Genomic DNA, 15,671 nt, shown 5'->3' with positions numbered 1-15,671 from the left:
TCCTACACCCGTGCCATCGGTCGTCGGCCGAACAGCCCCTGCGGGCGCACCAGCAGGACGGTGACGAGCATCAGGAACAGCGACAGCGTCACGAGGTCGGTGCTGATGTAGGCGGCCGTCAGGTTGGTCGCGATGCCGATCGCGATGCCGGCGACGACGGCGCCCGCGATCGAGTCGAAGCCGCCGACGACGATCGCCGCGAAGCCGAAGACGACAATCGCGTTGACGCTCGTCGGCGTCAGCGAGTAGATCGGCGCGATGAAGAGGCCGGTCACGCCGGCGAGCGCGCCGGAGACGATCCAGCTCATCCGCTTCAGCGAGATCGACGCGACGCCGAGCAGCTCGGCGGCGCTCGGGTTGTCGTGGACCGCGCGCATCGCGATCCCGACGCGCGTGCGCTTGAAGCCGGCGGCGAGCACCGCGACGATCGCGCCGCAGACGACGAACGAGATCACGTCGGCCCATGTCAGCGTGACCGAGCCGATCGTCAGCGCCGCGCCCTCGCCCGCGGACGGGAAGGGACGGGCCTCGCCGCCGATGAAGGCGTTCTCGAGGCCCTGGATCGTGATTCCGACGGCGATCGTCGCCATCGCCGCCGCGAGGATCCCGAACCGCTCCATCGGGACGACGACGAAGCGGCCGATCAGGCCGCCGAGCGCCGCGCCCGCCACCACCACCGCGACCGCGACGAGCAGGTACGGGACGCCGCCCTGATGGAGCCAGAAGCCGAGGTAGAGCGCGACCGCGGCGATGTCGCCCTGGGCGAAGCTGACGTAGCCGGAGACCCGGTAGATGACCACCAGGCCGACGCCGGCGAGCGCGTAGAGCAGCCCGCTGACGACGCCTGAGATCAGGCTCGTTTCGAAGAGGTCCATGATCTGCTCCCTGTCAGGCGGCGCTCAGCCCTCGTGCTCGGGGGCGTCCGGCAGCGGCTGGAAGTCGGTCAGCGCCTTGAATCTGCCGCCCTCGATGCCGACGATCAGCGCCTCGCCTCTGACCGTGTGGTTCTCCTCGGTCCATCTGAGGTTGGAGATGTAGTCGTCGGAGTACGTCAGGCCCGGCATCGCCTCGACGATCTGCTCGCGCGAGGGCTTGCCGCCGCCGGCCGCCTCGACCGCGCGCTCGATCACCTCGGCGCAGGCCGTCGCGGTGACCCAGCCGAGCATCACGATGCTGTCGGTCGCGTCGGCGTTGGGGCTGGAGGCCTTCAGCGCCTCGCGGAAGCCGCTCGCCCTGTCGTCGTCGCCGAGCAGGAAGGGCGAGGCGAAGATCACGTTGTCGTCGATCGTCCCGCCGCTGAGCTCGACCAGGTTGCGGTTGAGCGCCGGCCACAGGACGCCCCACTGCGGCTTGTAGCCGATCTTCGCCGCGGCGCGGATGATGCCGGCGACGATCGGCGCCGTGTTGTTGATCACGACGAAGTCGGCGCCGGAGCTCTTGAGCTTCGCGACGGTCGCGCTCTGGTCGGGCGCCACGCCGTTGAACTTGACGGTGGCGACCGGCTCGATCCCCATCTGCTCGAGCTGCCACGTCGCGCCGGCGAGCGTCGGGTTGCCGACGGCGTCGTCGGTGTAGGCGATCGCGACGCTTCTCTTGCCCATCTCCTCGACGCCGTGCTTGGTGACGCCGGCGGCCAGCGACGGATAGGTCGGCAGCGGCAGGTAGGCGTTGTCGTCGGTCAGCTCCGAGGAGCCCGCGGCGGCGACGAGCGCGATGTTGCGCGCCTTCAGGTACGGCATGATCGAGACGGTCGTCGGCGAGCCCGCGGTGCCGCACATCATCGAGATGTCGTCGCCCTCGACCAGCTGCCGCGCGACGCCCGGCGTCGTCGCCGGGTTGAGCTGGTCGTCCTTGATCGCCAGCTTGATCGTGTTGCCGTCGATGCCGCCGGCTCTGTTGATCTCGTCGAACTTGGCCTGCATGCCCTTGTAGAGCTCGCCGAGCGACGCCGCCGGCCCGGTCAGCGGACCGGTCGCGCCGAGCACTATCTCGCCCTTCTCGCTCGCCGAGCCGCCGGTCTCAGCGCCGCCGTCGCTCGACCCGCAGCCCGCGGTGACGAGCAGCGCACCGGTCGCCAGCGCCGCGATGACGCCGCGCGTCCGTCGCGCGAGCACTCTTGACTCCATCACTGTCACTCCTCCGTCGCCGATTGGGGTCGAACCCAGTGCCGCGGCGACGATCCCAACCGGCCGGGCTCACCCCAACCGGTGTTCGGGACTGACGGATGGACGGGCGGAGGCGCCCGGCTACCCGGCGGCGAGCAGCGGCTCGAAGGCGCTGCGCACCGCGTCCGGCCACGGCGTCTTGCGCAGCTCCCGCGCGTCGACGCAGACGTGCCGCAGCGAGCACTCGGCGAGCAGGTCGCCGCCGCGCCGGATCGTGTGACCGGTCGTCATCGACGATCTGCTCAGCGCCTCGACCGCGACCGCGATGTCGATCTCGTCGTCGAAGCGAGCGGGGCTGCGGAAGCGCGCCGACGCCTCCGCGACGACGATCTCGAAGCCCGCCGCGACCAGCTCCTGATACGGCCCGACGGTCGCGCGCCACAGCTCCGTATGCGCGATGTCGAGCCAGGTGAAGTACTGCGCGTTGAAGGCGTGCCCCTGCATGTCGCACTCCGCGTAGCGGACGCGCAGCGTGTGGACGAACTCAGCCATCGCATGCCACCTCGGAGCGGCCGCGCGCCGCGCGCGCACTCGGATCGTTCGGATTCATGCGCCGAGTATGCGCGACGACGGCGACGCCACCGCATCTGAACACACCCGTATAGTGGAGCGATGAACGATCCCCGTTCCGGTTTGATGCGCGACGTCAGGCGCCGTCCGTGAGCGCGGGCGCCGCCCAGGCGTGGTTCGTCGCGGGGACGATCCCGTTGATGGCGGCCGGCGGCGGACACGCGCTCGCGACGCTGCTCGACACGGTCCGCCTGACCTTCTTCGCCCCCGCCGACCGCTCCGTCGTCCGCGCGATGGAGGGCTCCGGCGTCCGCTTGGTGCGGATGTTCGGTGTGGGCGGCGCGAAGCCGTCGATGTGGCGGATGTGGCTCGGCATCCATCTCAGCCACGGCATCGGCGCGTTCACGTTCGGGCTGCTCTGCCTCATGCTCGCCACCCACGACTTCGCCCTGATCGGCGAGGTCGGCGGCCTGCGCCCGCTCACGATCGCCTTCCCCGCCGTCTATCTGGCGATCTCGCTGCGATTCTGGTTCTACGGGCCGACGCTGATAACCGCCGCGTCGACCACCTGCTTCACCGTCTCCGCACTGCTCGCGAGGTGAGGGGGCCGATCGGCCCGGTCGGCGTCAGCCGGCGCGCCGTTGCGGGTAGCTCGCACGTGACCGCCGATGCCCGCCGTCCAGCTCGTCCTCGCGCTGCTGCTGCTCCTCGCCAACGGGTTCTTCGTCGCCGCGGAGTTCTCGCTGACGCGCCTGCGCCCGACACGCGTCGACGAGCTCGAGCGCAGCGGGCGCCCCGGCGCGCGGTCGGTGCGGCACGCGGTCGAGCGGATCGACGCCTACCTCGCAGCCTGCCAGCTCGGCATCACGGTCGCCTCGCTCGGGCTCGGCGCGCTCGGCGAGCGCGCCTTCGAGCGGCTGCTCGCGCCGCTGCTCGGCGACCACGCGCGCCTCGGCGGGATCGGCCTCTCCGCGGGGCTGGCCTTCCTGCTGATCACCATGCTGCACGTGGTCGTCGGCGAGCTCTCCCCCAAGAGCGTCGCGATCGCGCGCACCGAGCGGATCGTGCTGCTCGTCGCGCCGCCGATGCGCGCCTTCTACGCGGTCACGCGCCCGCTCGTCGACCTCCTCAACGGCCTCGGCAACCTGCTGCTGCGGCCGTTCGGCATCCCGCCCGCGCGGGAGGCCGGCCACTCGCCGCACAGCGAGACCGAGCTGCGCGCGCTCGTCGCCGAGAGCGGCCGGGAGGGCATGATCGCCCCCGAGGAGCAGCAGTTCACCGACAACGTCTTCACGTTCGGCGACATCCGCGCGGACGAGGCGATGGTCCCGTGGCGGGAGGTGCACCGCGTCGCCTCCGACGCGACCTGGGAGGAGGCGATCGGCGCGATCCGCGACTGCGGCCGCACGCGCCTCCCCGTCTGCACGCGCGCGGGCGGGCGCGAACGGGTCGTCGGGATCCTGCACGCGAAGGACCTGCTGCTGGCCGAGCGCCGCGACCGCCCGCCGGCCGCGCTGTCGCGCCCGGTCGAGCGCGTGCCGGCCGCGACGCTGCTCGACGACGTGCTCGACCGCCTGCGCGCGCACCGGGCCCAGGTGGCCGTCGTCGAGCGCGACGACGGCGTCCCGGCCGGGCTCGTCGCGCTCGAGGACGTGCTGGAGCAGATCGTCGGCCCGATCGACGACGAGTTCGACCGCCCGGCCGTCCAGCAGCCGCTCCCGCGCCACCGGCTGAGGCCGTATCTGCCACGATCTCGCAGGTGAGCAGCAGACCGGCCTCGGCCCAGCGCCTGAGCGACCTCGCGCGGCTGCGTCGTGTGCGCGACCGGATCGACCGCGAGTACGCGCAGCCGCTGGACGTCGAGGCGCTCGCGCGCGGCGTGCACATGTCGGCCGGGCATCTCAGCCGCCAGTTCAGGCTCGCCTACGGCGAGTCGCCCTACAGCTACGTGATGACGCGGCGGATCGAGCGCGCGATGGCGCTGCTGCGGCGCGGCGACCTGACCGTGACCGAGGTCTGCTTCGAGGTCGGCTGCTCGTCGCTGGGCACCTTCAGCAGCCGCTTCGCCGCGCTGGTCGGGATGCCGCCGAGCGAGTACCGCCGCGAGCAGGCGCTTGCCACGGCGGGAATACCGTCGTGCGTCGCCAAGCAGGTGACGCGACCGGTCAGGAATCGAGAAGCGCCCGTCGGCCGACCGAATTAGCGTGACCGCCATGGACATCACCATTCACGCGAGCTTCCTCCCGCACAACGACGCGGAGGCGTCGCTCGCCTTCTACCGCGACCTGCTCGGCTTCGAGGTCCGCAACGACGTCGGCTATGAGGGCATGCGCTGGATCACGGTCGGCCCGGTCGACCAGCCCGGCACGTCGATCGTCCTCAACCCGCCCGGCGCCGATCCCGGCATCACCGACGACGAGCGCCAGATGATCGCCGCGATGATGGCGAAGGGCACCTACGCCTCCCTGCTGCTCGCGACCCCCGACCTCGACGGCACCTTCGAGCGGCTGCAGGCCGGCGACGTCGAGATCGTGCAGGAGCCGACCGACCAGCCGTACGGGGTGCGCGACTGCGCCGTCCGCGACCCCGCCGGCAACATGATCCGCATCCAGCAGAAGGACTGAGGTGAACGAGACGCGATGAGCACGGCCACGAGGACCGACACGCAGTCGCCGGAGCTGCACGCCGCCGACAGCCACGACCTGATCCGCGTGCACGGCGCGCGCGAGAACAACCTCAAGGACGTCAGCATCGAGCTCCCGAAGCGCCGGCTGACGGTCTTCACCGGCGTCTCCGGCTCGGGCAAGAGCTCGCTGGTCTTCAGCACGATCGCCGCGGAGTCCCAGCGGCTGATCAACGAGACCTACAGCGCCTTCGTGCAGGGCTTCATGCCGACGCAGGCGCGGCCCGACGTCGACGTCCTCGACGGCCTGACGACCGCGATCATCGTCGACCAGGAGCGGATGGGCGCAGACCCCCGCTCCACGGTCGGCACCGCCACCGACGCGCACGCGATGCTGCGCATCCTCTACAGCCGCCTCGGCGAGCCGCACATCGGCTCGCCGCAGGCGTTCTCCTTCAACGTCGCCTCGGTCAGAGCGAGCGGCGCGATCACCGTAGACCGCGGCGGCAAGTCCAAGACCGAGAAGGCGAGCTTCACGCGCACCGGCGGCATGTGCCCGCGCTGCGAGGGCCGCGGCTCGGTCAACGACTTCGACCTCTCCGCGCTCTACGACGACAGCAAGTCGCTCAACGAGGGCGCGCTGACGATCCCCGGCTACAGCATGGACGGCTGGTACGGCCGGATCTACCGCGGCTGCGGCTACTTCGACCCGGACAAGCCGATCGCGAAGTTCAACAGAAGGGAGCTCCACGACCTGCTCTACCGGGAGCCGACGAGAATCAAGGTCGACGGGGTCAACCTGACGTACGCGGGCCTGATCCCGCAGATCCAGAAGTCGTTCCTGTCGAAGGACCGCGAGGCGATGCAGCCGCACATCCGCGCCTTCGTCGACCGGGCGGTCACCTTCACGACCTGCCCGGACTGCGGCGGCACCCGCCTCAGCGCGGCGGCGCTCTCGTCGAAGATCGCCGGTATCAACATCGCCGAGGCGTGCGCGATGCAGATCAGCGACCTCGCCGACTGGGTGCGCGCCCTCGACGAGCCGTCGGTCGCGCCGCTGCTGGCGACGCTCCAGCACACGCTCGACTCGTTCGTCGAGATCGGCCTCGGCTACCTCAGCCTCGAGCGGCCGTCGGGCACGCTCTCGGGCGGGGAGGCCCAGCGCACGAAGATGATCCGCCACCTCGGCTCGTCGCTGACCGACGTCACCTACGTCTTCGACGAGCCGACGATCGGCCTGCATCCGCACGACATCGAGCGGATGAACAGGCTGCTGCTGCAGCTGCGCGACAAGGGCAACACCGTCCTCGTCGTCGAGCACAAGCCGGAGACGATCGCGATCGCCGACCACGTCGTCGACCTCGGCCCGCGCGCCGGCAGCGAGGGCGGCGAGGTGATGTTCGAAGGCGACGTCGAGGGGCTGCGCGCCAGCGACACGCTCACCGGCCGCCACCTCGACGACCGCGCCTCGCTGAAGGAGGCGGTGCGCGAGCCGTCGGGCAGGCTCGAGGTGCGCGGCGCGAGCACTCACAACCTGCGGGACGTCGACGTCGACATCCCACTCGGCGTGCTCGTCGTCGTGACCGGCGTCGCCGGCTCGGGCAAGAGCTCGCTGATCCACGGCTCGGTCGCCGGGCGCGACGGCGTCGTGGCGATCGACCAGACCGCGATCCGCGGCTCGCGGCGGAGCAACCCGGCGACGTACACGAGACTTCTCGACCCGATCCGCAAGGCGTTCGCGAGAGCCAACGGCGTCAAGCCGGCGCTGTTCAGCGCCAACTCCGAGGGCGCCTGCCCGGCCTGCAACGGCGCCGGCGTGATCTACACCGACCTCGGGATCATGGCCAGCATCGCGACGACCTGCGAGGAGTGCGAGGGCAAGCGCTTCCAGGCGTCGGTGCTCGACTACCACCTCGGCGGCAGGGACATCAGCGAGGTGCTCGCGATGTCAGTCGACGAGGCCGCGGCCTTCTTCGGCGACGGCGAGGCGCGCACGCCGGCCGCGCACAAGATCCTCGAGCGGCTCGCCGACGTCGGCCTCGGCTACCTCACGCTCGGCCAGCCGCTGACGACGCTCTCCGGCGGCGAGCGGCAGCGGCTGAAGCTGGCGACGCACATGGCCGAGAGAGGCGGCGTCTACGTCCTCGACGAGCCGACGACCGGCCTCCACCTCGCCGACGTCGAGCAGCTGCTCGGCCTGCTCGACCGGCTCGTCGACGCCGGCAAGTCGGTGATCGTGATCGAGCACCACCAGGCCGTGATGGCCCACGCCGATTGGATCGTCGACCTCGGCCCCGGCGCCGGCCACGACGGCGGCAGGGTCGTCTTCGAGGGGACGCCGGCCGACCTCGTCGCCGACCGCTCGACGCTGACCGGCAAGCACCTCGCCGACTACGTCGGCGCCTGACCGGACCGCCGCTGCCGCGCCGTCACGCCGAGCGCGCGGCGGCGGCCGTCGGCTCCAGGCGGGGCGCGAGGATGCAGCGCAGCTCGCCGCAGGTGAGCTGGACGGTGAGGCCGGCGGCGAAGCGGCCCTCGGTCGTCGCGCGCTCCGGGCGCAGCGCGACGATGCCCGCGAGCTCGTGCAGCGCGCGGGAGGTCGCGGTGCGCAGCGCGCCGAGCGCCTGGCGCTGGCCGTAGTGCCAGCCGGCGGCGAGGAGGCGCTCGCCGCGGTAGAGCTGCCAGCGCCAGCGGCGGCCGAGCTGGCTCGGCGGCAGCGGTTCGATCACGTAGGAGAAGGTGGGCAGCTCTTCTTCCATGGGCGTTTGAAACTAGCGGTCGCGGCAGGTGTCCGAGCGCCGACCTGCTGGCGCCTCGGCGTGCCTCCGGGCGTGAACGATCGTTACCGTGCCCGCGGTGACCTGGACTGAGATCCCCGCCGCGCTGCGCTGCGCGGCCGCCGCGGCGCTCGCCGCCATCGCCCTGCTGCTCGCCCCCGCCCCCGCCCCCGCCGTCCTCGGCGGCAGAGCGATCGCGATCGAGAAGGCGTCGTGGAGCGTCGCGCTCGCGTACAACGGCGCGCGCTACGGCGGCGACGGCCGGCAGCGCTACCTGTGCGGCGGCACGCTGATCGCGCCGACCGTCGTCCTCACCGCCGCCCACTGCGTCCACCGCACGCCGTTCAGACGGCTCGGCTTCGCGCAGGGGGCGCGGATCGAGGCGATCGTCGGCCGCGGGACGCTGTCGAGCGCCGAGGGGCAGGCGATCGGCGTCCTGTCGGTCCACTACCTCGTCCGCCGCGGCGGACGGCTCGCCTTCGTCACGCGCGGCGGCAGGCCGCTGTTCGACCGCAGACGCGCGCACTACGACGTCGCGCTGCTGCGGCTCGCGGCGCCGGCCGCCGCCGTGCCGATCAAGCTCGCCGGGCCGCGCGAGGCGGCGACGTGGCGACCGGGCCGGACCGGGGTCGTCGCCAGCTGGGGCTACTTCGAGCCGCGGCGGGCGAGACCGTCCGACCGCCTGCTGTCGGTCTCGATGCGGCGGCTCGGCGACGCCGCCTGCGCCCGTCGCACGGCGACCTGGCTCGGCGCGATCAAGGTCTGCGCCTCCGGCACGCCGCGCGGCCGCGGCACCTGCCGCGGCGACAGCGGCAGCGGCTGGGCGGTGCCGGTCCGCACCGCGGGCGGCCCCGCCTTCCGCCTCGTCGGCATCACCAACTACGCCAAGTCGACGTGGAAGCGCTCGGGCTGCAGCCGCAACCCGACGACCTTCGCGCGCGTAGCGAGCCCGACGCTGCGCAAGCTGATCCAGCGGACCGTCCGCGGGCTGGCCGGCGTCGACGTCGTCGGCTCCGGCGCGCGGCCGCGCTGAGCGGACGCCGGCGCCGCACCGGCCCGCACAGGTCGAGCGGCTGACTCGCCGCGTCAATGTCGCACCGCTTTCGGGTAGACCGCGGGACATGGGATCTCGCGGTCGGGCAGGATCCGTCGTCGTGCTGGCCGGTTGGCTCGCGATCGCCGTCGCGGCGGCCGGAGCGGTCGGCGCCGCCGCGGCGAGCGCGCAGGAGCCGGTGCGGCTCGTCACCTTCGCGGCGCGCTGGTGCCCGGACTACCCCGACATCAGCGCCAACCGCGCGCGCAACAACATCCAGGAGAGCCTGCGCGACCTCGGTCCCGACTCGCTCTACGTCGCCGGCGAGGCAACCGAGCCGCTCAAGGAGCAGCTGGGCCAGGCGCGCTGCACGCCGCTGCCGGACTGGAGCTTCACGCTCGGCCGCAGCTACGCGACCAGGGCGGTCGTCGGCCCGTGGGGCGCGCTCGCGCGCGTCGTCGACCCGTTCGACACGCGCATCGTCACGAGAGCGGCCACCCCGCTGCTCGACGTCGCGGGCCAGCCGACCGGCCAGAGCCTCGCCGGCGCGGTCACGATCGAGCTGACGCGCGAGCAGGCGAGACGCGCCGCGACCGGCAGCTCGCTGTGGCTGCAGGGCGGGACGCCCGACGATCCGGTCCTCGACCGGACGTATCCCTCCGAGTACGGCTTCGGCGCGCTGCGCTGCGCGACCGACAACTACAACGGCGACAACGTCGAGTGGATCAGCTATCCGAGCGGCGCGCGGCACGTCTTCTGCTACGCCTACTACGTCAAGCCGCCGCCGACGAGCGGCACGATCGTCGTGCGGAAGGTCGTCGACGACCCGCAGGCGAGCGCGACGCAGAGCTTCCGCTTCGTCGGCAACGTCTCCTTCACGCCCGCGCGGGACTTCACGCTCAGCGCGACGCACGGGCTGTCCGGCGAGGCGACCTTCTACCGGGCCGCGACCCGCGCCGGCGACGAGCCGTGGACGATCCGCGAGGAGCAGCCGCCAGGCTGGCGGCTGACCGACCTGTCGTGCATCTCGAGCTCCGGCGAGAGCGTCGCGGCGACCGACGTCGCCACCGCGGCGGCGAGCATCAGACTGGCCGCCGGCGACACCGTCACGTGCACGTACGTCAACGCGCTCGCGCCGCCACCGGCGGCGACGCTGCTGCTGTCGAAGCTGACGCTCGGGGCCGTCGACAGCTTCGGTCTCGCCGTCAGCGGAGGCGACGCCACGCAGCGCCAGACGATCCGGACCGAGGCGCCGGGCGTCGCGGTCGCGGCGCCGCCGCTGACGCTGGCGCCCGGGAGCTACGCGATCGACGAGACCGTGCCCGAGGCGACGGCGGCCGGCAGCTGGTCGCTCAGCTCGATCGTCTGCGACGGCGAAGAGCGCGGCACCGGATTGCCCGTGTCGATCACGCTCGCGGACGCCCAGGGCAGCGCCTGCCAGCTGACCAACCGCTTCCAAGCGGCCGGCGCGATCCGGATCGGCAAGCGGACGGTCGGCGGCGTCGGCACGTTCGGCTTCGAGGTCACGCGCGACGACGACCTCTCGCGCAGCTGGCAGCAGCGGGCGACGACCCGCGCACCCGGGACGACCGTGCGCGCGACCGGCGACGACACGACCGGCCTCCCGCTCGGCGACTACACGATCGTCGAGACCGGCCCCGAGCCGGCGGCCGACGGCTCGTGGGCGATCGAGTCCGTCGTCTGCAACGGCGTTCCCGTCGGCAGCGGGCGCGGCCGGATCGACGTCGCGCTGACGGCCCGCGAGCCGGTGCTCGACTGCACCTTCACCAACCGCATGAGAGCAACCGCCGAGCAGCCGCCGATCGTCTTCCCGCCGATCGCGCCGACACCGCCGGCGACCGTTCCGCCGCAGGGCGGCGTGCTCGGGCTCGCCAGAGCCAACCGACCGCGCGCCGACCTGCGCGTCACCAAGCGCGTCTCGACGCCGGTCGCGCGGCCCGGCCAGCGCGTCCGCTACACGATCGTCGTCAGCAACCGCGGCCCCCACACAGCCCGCAACGTCTCGGGCGTCGAGATCGGCCCGCGCGCCAGGGAGATCGTCAGCGTGCGCATCTCACGCGGGCGGTGCGACACCGGCAGACGGCCGATCACCTGCCACGTGCGCGCGCTGCGACCGGGCAGACGCGTCGTCCTGACCGCGATCGCGATCGCGCCGCGGCGCGGCCGCCTCGTCAACCACGTCGCCGTCTCGACCTCCTCCGCCGAGCCGAACCTGCGCAACAACAGAGCGAGCGCGGTGCTGAGCATCCGCCGCCCCGGTCCGCGGCCGAGATACACGGGGTGAGCGCCGCCGCGCGGGGCGCACGGACGCCGGGCGCCGCGCCCGGCGCTCACCCGCCCTCGGCCTTGCGCCGCGCGCGGGCGCGGCGCTTGCCCTCGTGCATCGCGGCGACGCGGGCGACCGGGATCGCGCGCCCCTCCTCGACCAGCTCGCCCGGAAGCGGCTGCGGCGCGGGCAGCTGCGCGGCCCACGGGTCGCCGTCGCCGAGCAGCGCCGGGACGGTGCGGATCGTGAAGTCCGACGGGACGACCCGCTCGAGCTCGTCCCACGCGACCGGGAACGAGACCGTGGTGCCGGGCCGGATCCGCGGGCTGTAGGCGGCGACGACCGTGGCGCCGCCGGCGCGGGTCGCGTCGACGAAGACCTTGCCGCCGCGGTCGGCGAGCACATAGGCGGTCGTCGCGGTCGCGGGGTCGAGCCGCTCGGCGCGCGCCGCCAGCGCGCGGGTCGCGGCGGCGATCTCCTCGCCGGTCGCCGGCTGCGCGATCGGGACGACGACGTGGAGGCCCTTCGCGCCGCTGGTCTTGACCGCGCCGGCGAGCCCCGCCTCCGCGAGCGCCCGGCGCACGAGCCGCGCCGTCTCGACGACGGCGGCGAACGGCGCGCCCGCCGGCGGGTCGAGGTCGAGCACGAGGTGGGTCTGCGGATGGTCGGGCAGGTCGAGGCGGACGAGCGTCGGGTGGTACTCGACCGCGCGCTGGTTGGCGAACCAGCGCAGCGTCTCGCGGTCGTCGCAGAGCGCGTAGACGACCTCGCGCTTCGACGCCTCGGCCCAGATCGCGACCGTCTCGACCCACGGCGGGACGTTTCTGGGGACGTTCTTCTGCATGAACGGCTTGCGGCCGCGCAGCGCCCGCATCACCGAGAGCGGGCGGCCGCGCAGCTCGCCGATCAGCCGCTCGGCGACGCTGTCGAGGTAGTCGACGAGGTCGCCCTTCGTCGCCTCGGCGCCGTCGAACAGCGGCTGGTCGAGGTTGGTCAGCTCGACGGCGCCGCGCCGCTCGTCGCCCGCTCTCGGTTCCACGCTGCTCACCGTAGCGCGGGCTTCCGACGGCAGCGCGGCGCGGCCGGCATGCACCGCTTGAGCGCACGTCGCCGCGCCGGTCAGCGCGGGTGCTGGCGGATGACGACGACGAGCAGGACGGCGCAGACGATCGCCAGCGAGGTCTGCGACAGCGCGCCGATCACGCCGGCGTGGGTGCCGGGTTCCTCGGCGCCGAGGTCGACCCAGTGGTTGACGGCGTGGAAGCCGACGGCCGCCGTCGCCGCGGCGAGCGCGCCGGCGCGCAGCGCCGCCCAGCGCACGGAGGCGGCGAGCGCGATCCCCAGGCCGCTGAGGTCCGGCGTCGCCATGGAGCCGAACGTAACGCCCCCGACGATCGTGCGAAAGGGCCAATCGCGGCGCGCCGCGGCGGTCCATCTACGTCGCCGCGAGCCCGTCGAGCAGCGCCTCGACGGCAAGCGCCCAGCGGCGGTCGACCGAGGCCGGCGTCGTGCCGAGCCGCTGCCCGTTCTCGGCGGCCGCGAGCCCTTGCACGAGCGCGACCAGCGTGTGCGCGACGTCGATCGGATCGCCGGCGATCGCGCCGGCCTCGATCGCCCGGTTGACGCGCTCGACGATCAGCGTCCGCACCGAGCCGCTCGCCCCGGCCTCCTCCGGCCCCGGCGAGAAGTCGGTGAACGGCCGCGACAGCATCACCTCGGCCAGGATCGGATTCTCGACGACGAAGGCGCGGTAGCCGGCGGCGAGCGCGACGAGGTCGGCGCGCGGGTCGCCGCTCTCGGGCAGCGCCCGCAGCCGGCGGTGGAGCCGGCGGAAGCCCTCGAAGAAGACGGCGCGCACGAGGCCGCCCTTGTCGCCGAACAGCTCGTAGACGGCGGGCGTCGAGGTCCCGGCGCCCTGCGCGACGGCACGCGCGGTCAGCGCGCCCGCGCCCTCCCGCGAAAGCAGCTCGATCGCGACGGCCAGCACGCGGTCGCGCAGCTCGGGGGTCCGGGTCTTCGGGCGGGGCATCGGCCGCGAATCCTACCGCTGTTTCGTGACATTGTTTCGGAACAGTGTTACGTTTACTCTGCCGACAAGCCCGACACCCGATGGGAGACGACGATGACCGAGTTGGCGACCTACGCGCTCGAAGGGCGGATCGCGACCGTGGCGCTCGACGACGGCAAGGCGAACGCGCTGTCGATCGCGATGCTGCGCACGCTCCACGAGGCGCTCGACCAAGCCGAGCGCGACGAGGCGGTGGTCGTGCTGAAAGGCCGCGAAGGCCGCTTCTCGGCCGGCTTCGACCTCGGCGTCTTCGCCTCCGGCGACGAGCGGCAGGCGCTGGAGATGGTGCGGCTCGGGGCGACGCTCGCCGAGCGGGTCCTCGCCTTCCCGACGCCGGTGGTCGTCGCCTGCAGCGGCCACGCGATCGCGGCCGGCTCGTTCTTCCTGCTCGCCGCCGACGCCCGCATCGGCGCCGAGGGCCCCTTCCGGATCGGGCTCAACGAGGTGCAGATCGGCATCACCGTCCCGGCGTGGGCGATCGAGCTGGCGCGCCAGCGGCTCGCCCCCGCCCACTTCGACCGCGCGGTCGTCAGCGCGACGCTGTACGAGCCGCGCGCGGCGGTCGCGGCCGGCTTCCTCGACCAGGTCGTCGCGCCCGCCGAGCTCGACGCCGCCGCGCACGAGACGGCCGCCACGCTCGCGCAGCTGAGCCCGGCCGCGCACGCGGCGACGAAGCTGCGCGCCCGTGCGGAGGCGCTGAGCGCCGTGCGCGAGGCGATCGCCGCCGAGGTGACGGTCGACCGCCTGCTCGCCGCGCAGGCCTCCGGCTAGCCGGCCCGCCCGCCCGGATACGCCGCCCGCAGCGAGTTGACGCGGGCGGCGGCGAGGGCGCGGCGCGGGTCCTCGAAGTCGAGGTCGGCGAGCAGCCGCTTCCATGCCGGCATCTCCTCCTCGCCCGACGGCGTCTGGACCCAGGCCCACAGCGCCTCCGGCTCCTCCGCGGTCATCACCGCCTGGCGCAGCCAGCTCTCCAGCCGCTCCCGCTCGCGCCGGACCCCGGGCGCCTCCGAGCGCGGCAGCAGCGGGCCGTCGTAGCGCTCGGCCGCGTCGCGCACGGCGCCGCGGTCGAGCAGCCCCTGCACGCGCGCGACGTCGGACTCGACCGCCGTCGTCAGGCGATACGGGTCGGTGTCGATCCACCGCCCGAGCGCTCTGCGCAGCCGGTGGATCTGCACGCGCGCGGTGCCGGGCTGTCCGTCGTCGCCGTACAGGTCGGCGGCCAGCTCCTCGCTCGTCATCCCGGCCGGACTCGCGATCAGCAGCGCGAGGATCTCGGTGTCGCGGCGGCTGACCGTCAGCGGGCGGTCGGCGACCGAGACGCTGGCCTGGTCGCGCCCGAGCATGCACAGCTTCAGCAGCGGCCGGTGGGCCGACCGGATCGCGTCGACTCTGCGGACGAGGAACGCCTCCTCGCGGCCGAGCGGCTCGGCGACCGCCCGCACGCCCGACGGGAGCACCAGCTCGCCCCCGCCCGGCGCGATCTCCAGCCGCTCCCGCTCCGGCCAGGCGCCGCGGCCGCCGATCACGCGCCCGCTCGGCGTCACCAGGGCGCACGGCCCGTGCGTGCCGCCGACCCGCTCCTCGTAGCGCGAGCGCAGGCGCGCGTCGCGCGCGTGCAGGAGCCCGCGCAGATGCGACTCGATCGCCTCGGCCGTCACCGCGGCGCACGCGAACGCGAAGGGATGGACCGCGCTCATGTGGCCCGTGAGGTCGACCGCGCCGACGACCTCGCGCGTGTCGGGGTCGTGCACCGGCGCCGCCGCGCACGTCCAGCCCTGGATCAGCTCGTTGAAGTGCTCGGCGGCGAACACCTGGACGGCGTGGTCGGCCGCGATCGCGGTGCCGATCGCGTTCGTGCCCGTCCCGCCCTCGCTCCAGACCGCGCCCTCGGCGAAGTTGAGCGCGTCGGCGGCGCGGATGCGGTCGCGCGGCTCGCCCGCGACCCACAGCAGCAGCCCGTCGGCGTCGCTGACCGCGATCAGATGCGCCGTCTCGCCCGCGACCGGGCCGAGCAGCGCGCGGATCTGCGGCATCGCCGTCGCGAGCGGATGGGCCTCCCAGCGGGCGGCGACCTCGTGGAGGTCGGCGCCCAGCGGCGCCGCGCGGCCGCACCGCGGGTCGACGCCCGCCGCCAGCGACCGGGCCCACGACGCGGCGATCGGCTCGCGCACGTAAGGCGCGTCACCGACGTCCAGGAAACGCTCCCAT

Annotated in this window: 16 protein-coding genes; 8 read left to right on the top strand and 8 right to left on the bottom strand. The window is 73.5% G+C overall.

Going from position 1 to position 15,671, the window contains the following annotated elements; genetic code table 11:
- Window positions 1–2: 2 nt before the first annotated feature.
- From BDZ31_RS17260 to BDZ31_RS17250, 3 genes are all read right to left on the bottom strand, one after another.
- The gene (locus BDZ31_RS17260) at window positions 3–875 is read right to left on the bottom strand and encodes a branched-chain amino acid ABC transporter permease (RefSeq protein WP_183343599.1); all 873 of its coding nucleotides are present in this window, start codon (window positions 873–875) and stop codon (window positions 3–5) included.
- Between the two features lie 24 nt (window positions 876–899).
- Window positions 900–2,126: an ABC transporter substrate-binding protein gene (locus BDZ31_RS17255; protein WP_183343598.1), complete on the bottom strand. Its 1,227-nt coding sequence runs from the start codon at window positions 2,124–2,126 to the stop codon at window positions 900–902.
- 120 nt (window positions 2,127–2,246) lie between these two features.
- Entirely contained in the window at window positions 2,247–2,657 is a 411-nt protein-coding gene (locus tag BDZ31_RS17250; RefSeq protein ID WP_183343597.1) for an acyl-CoA thioesterase, read from the bottom strand.
- Window positions 2,658–2,824: 167 nt separating this feature from the next.
- On the opposite strand from BDZ31_RS17250, the gene BDZ31_RS17245 reads away from it, so the two are divergent.
- The 5 genes from BDZ31_RS17245 (at window position 2,825) to BDZ31_RS17225 (ending at window position 7,705) form a co-directional block, all read left to right on the top strand.
- The gene (locus tag BDZ31_RS17245) at window positions 2,825–3,277 is read left to right on the top strand and encodes an LIC_13387 family protein (RefSeq protein ID WP_183343596.1); all 453 of its coding nucleotides are present in this window, start codon (window positions 2,825–2,827) and stop codon (window positions 3,275–3,277) included.
- Window positions 3,278–3,343: 66 nt separating this feature from the next.
- Window positions 3,344–4,438: a hemolysin family protein gene (locus tag BDZ31_RS17240; protein WP_183343595.1), complete on the top strand. Its 1,095-nt coding sequence runs from the start codon at window positions 3,344–3,346 to the stop codon at window positions 4,436–4,438.
- Window positions 4,435–4,878, top strand: a complete 444-nt coding sequence (locus tag BDZ31_RS17235) for a helix-turn-helix domain-containing protein (protein WP_183343594.1) — start codon at window positions 4,435–4,437, stop codon at window positions 4,876–4,878. The genes BDZ31_RS17240 and BDZ31_RS17235 overlap by 4 nt, the downstream gene beginning before the upstream one ends.
- A gap of 10 nt (window positions 4,879–4,888) precedes the next feature.
- Complete coding sequence (locus BDZ31_RS17230; RefSeq protein ID WP_183343593.1) at window positions 4,889–5,299, top strand: VOC family protein; 411 nt, start codon at window positions 4,889–4,891, stop codon at window positions 5,297–5,299.
- A gap of 15 nt (window positions 5,300–5,314) precedes the next feature.
- The gene (locus tag BDZ31_RS17225) at window positions 5,315–7,705 is read left to right on the top strand and encodes an ATP-binding cassette domain-containing protein (RefSeq protein WP_183343592.1); all 2,391 of its coding nucleotides are present in this window, start codon (window positions 5,315–5,317) and stop codon (window positions 7,703–7,705) included.
- Between the two features lie 22 nt (window positions 7,706–7,727).
- On the opposite strand, the gene BDZ31_RS17220 is transcribed toward BDZ31_RS17225, so the two are convergent.
- Entirely contained in the window at window positions 7,728–8,057 is a 330-nt protein-coding gene (locus BDZ31_RS17220; RefSeq protein WP_183343591.1) for a hypothetical protein, read from the bottom strand.
- 97 nt (window positions 8,058–8,154) lie between these two features.
- Here BDZ31_RS17220 and BDZ31_RS17215 point away from each other — a divergent pair, with 97 nt between their 5' ends.
- Both BDZ31_RS17215 and BDZ31_RS17210 read left to right on the top strand, forming a co-directional pair.
- A complete protein-coding gene (locus BDZ31_RS17215; protein WP_183343590.1) occupies window positions 8,155–9,108 on the top strand; it encodes a trypsin-like serine protease in 954 nt (317 codons plus the stop codon).
- 121 nt (window positions 9,109–9,229) lie between these two features.
- Window positions 9,230–11,413: a prealbumin-like fold domain-containing protein gene (locus BDZ31_RS17210; RefSeq protein ID WP_183343589.1), complete on the top strand. Its 2,184-nt coding sequence runs from the start codon at window positions 9,230–9,232 to the stop codon at window positions 11,411–11,413.
- A 46-nt stretch (window positions 11,414–11,459) separates the two neighbouring features.
- Here the strand turns inward: BDZ31_RS17210 and BDZ31_RS17205 are convergent, their stop codons facing one another.
- From BDZ31_RS17205 to BDZ31_RS17195, 3 genes are all read right to left on the bottom strand, one after another.
- The gene (locus tag BDZ31_RS17205; protein WP_183343588.1) at window positions 11,460–12,434 is read right to left on the bottom strand and encodes a non-homologous end-joining DNA ligase LigD; all 975 of its coding nucleotides are present in this window, start codon (window positions 12,432–12,434) and stop codon (window positions 11,460–11,462) included.
- Window positions 12,435–12,514: 80 nt separating this feature from the next.
- Window positions 12,515–12,763, bottom strand: coding sequence for a hypothetical protein (locus BDZ31_RS17200; RefSeq protein ID WP_183343587.1), 249 nt, complete (start codon window positions 12,761–12,763; stop codon window positions 12,515–12,517).
- 67 nt (window positions 12,764–12,830) lie between these two features.
- A complete protein-coding gene (locus BDZ31_RS17195) occupies window positions 12,831–13,424 on the bottom strand; it encodes a TetR/AcrR family transcriptional regulator (protein ID WP_183343586.1) in 594 nt (197 codons plus the stop codon).
- Between the two features lie 93 nt (window positions 13,425–13,517).
- On the opposite strand from BDZ31_RS17195, the gene BDZ31_RS17190 reads away from it, so the two are divergent.
- Complete coding sequence (locus tag BDZ31_RS17190) at window positions 13,518–14,234, top strand: crotonase/enoyl-CoA hydratase family protein (protein WP_183343585.1); 717 nt, start codon at window positions 13,518–13,520, stop codon at window positions 14,232–14,234.
- On the opposite strand, the gene BDZ31_RS17185 is transcribed toward BDZ31_RS17190, so the two are convergent.
- On the bottom strand, window positions 14,231–15,634 hold the full coding sequence (locus BDZ31_RS17185) for a transcriptional regulator (protein ID WP_183343584.1): 1,404 nt from the start codon (window positions 15,632–15,634) through the stop codon (window positions 14,231–14,233). The genes BDZ31_RS17190 and BDZ31_RS17185 overlap by 4 nt on opposite strands.
- Window positions 15,635–15,671: the final 37 nt, after the last annotated feature.

The organism is Conexibacter arvalis (assembly GCF_014199525.1).
Taxonomy (GTDB): domain Bacteria; phylum Actinomycetota; class Thermoleophilia; order Solirubrobacterales; family Solirubrobacteraceae; genus Conexibacter; species Conexibacter arvalis.
Note: the sequence above shows the minus strand (reverse complement) of the source record. Positions and strands in the feature narration are given on the sequence as shown.